Annotated in this window: 2 protein-coding genes; one reads left to right on the top strand and one right to left on the bottom strand. The window is 37.1% G+C overall.

The window, feature by feature from the left end; all coding sequences use genetic code 11:
• A partial coding sequence (locus AC1DDX_RS27125) for a zinc-binding dehydrogenase (RefSeq protein WP_477622996.1) occupies window positions 1-526 on the top strand: 526 nt, incomplete at its 5' end.
• A gap of 33 nt (window positions 527-559) precedes the next feature.
• Here the strand turns inward: AC1DDX_RS27125 and AC1DDX_RS27120 are convergent.
• Window positions 560-1,609 carry an alpha-L-fucosidase gene (locus AC1DDX_RS27120; protein ID WP_337717817.1) on the bottom strand — a complete coding sequence of 350 codons (1,050 nt, stop codon included), beginning with the start codon at window positions 1,607-1,609 and terminating at the stop codon, window positions 560-562.
• Window positions 1,610-1,750 lie beyond the last annotated feature (141 nt).

Raw genomic sequence — 1,750 nt, 5'->3', positions numbered from 1 at the left:
GGTTGTAGGTGCCGGGCCTATAGGTTTAGGAACTATGGATTTTGCCAGGATAGCCGGAGCAGAGGTAATTGCTTTGGATACCAACATGCAGCGTTTGGAATTTTGCAGAGATAAGCTGGGAGTAAAGCATGTTATAAATGCCGTGTCTGATGATGTTTTTGAACGATTAAAATCAATTACAAATGGTGATATGCCTACGGTTGTAATTGATTGTACAGGAAATTTGAAAGCTATAAATAATGCATTTCAGTATATGGCCCATGGCGCTCGTTTTGTTTTGATAGGCTTACAAAAACAGGAAATAAGTTTTAGTCACCCCGAATTTCATAAAAGGGAAGCAACACTATTAAGTAGCCGCAATGCACTGCCAGTTGATTTTGAGCATGTGATTTCGTGCATAAAAAATGGGCAGATAAAGCCATTAAATTATATCACGCACAAACTGAAATTTGAAGAAGTGAAAGATAGGTTTTCAGACCTTATCGCTTTTGAAAACGGCTTGGTAAAAGCCGTGATCGTATTCTGACAGCAGGATACGGAAAACCTATCTGGGAAATGCCTATTTAGAAATTAGCTTTTTTAATTCCATCAATAGTTCAATATCTTTTTGCCTTATTTTTCCTTCTCTATTGGGAGGTGTGTTTAAAATTAAGATATTATTTTGGGCAGTAGTTATTTTATAATCCTCAACCAGTTTATCTATAGACTTGTAAGTAGTGTCTTTGGTGTTATAAAACCACTTTGAACTTATGCATATGGTGGATTCCCAGGGCATATAGTAATTCTCATTATTGTGAGAGAATATTTTTGGATCAGGCGTTGCAGGGAGGTATGGGTCACCTAGTCTAAAATCGCTTGGGAAGTATCTGATAGGATAGCCTTCTTTTTGCTGAGCAGGTAAAACCATGTGCTGATCAGGATTTCCAGGTGCACCTATAGACCAGTTAATTCCTATTTGGCATTGGGGTTCTTTAGATTTTATTGCTTTATAGATCTCAGCAGCAGGCCATCTGTTGTTTTGTTTTACCCAGCCTCCATCAAACCAAAACTCTACAACTTTAGTTTTGGACTTCTGAGTTATAGCAATTAACTCGTTAATTTGATTTACCATAAAATCATTATACGCTTTGTCCAGAGTTGTATCCTCGGTTTTCGCATTCTCATGTCTGTCCCATAAAGAGTAATATAATCCTAAACCGATATCGTACTTTTTGCATGCTTTTGCAACGGCTTCTATTACGTTAGTCTTGTTGGCAGAACTATTTACATCATAGGTGGTATACTTACTGTCCCAAAGGCAAAACCCGTCATGATGTTTAGTAATAAGTATTACATATTTCATCCCGGCATCTTTAGCTGTTTTAACCCATTGTTCTGCATCAATTGCAGATGGATTATAAGATGTTGGCGGTAATGTTCCGTCGGTCCATTCTTCATCATGGAAAGTGTTGATGCCGAAATGAATAAACATTCCGTATTTACGATTTATTTGTTCTAATTGGTATTTGCCAGGTTTTGAAGAGGGAGTGGGCTTTGTAATACCTTCCTGGGCTAGAGATAATTTTACTATTGCAAGCAATACTAAGGAAAATAAGATGTGTTTTTTCATTTAGTGGTTTAGGTTTTGGTTCATTTTGATGATTCACCAGCGCTGATAATATTAAGCCCGATGAATCGAAAGGTAAGGAAGTAATTTCGCAAATCAGGTCTTTTATCGCCACTTAAAACTGCGCAAACGTTTGTGTATAAT

This window comes from Pedobacter sp. 10L46_2, assembly GCF_056395165.1.
The sequence above is the reverse complement of the archived record's forward strand: the minus strand, read 5'-3'. Positions and strand labels throughout refer to the sequence as shown.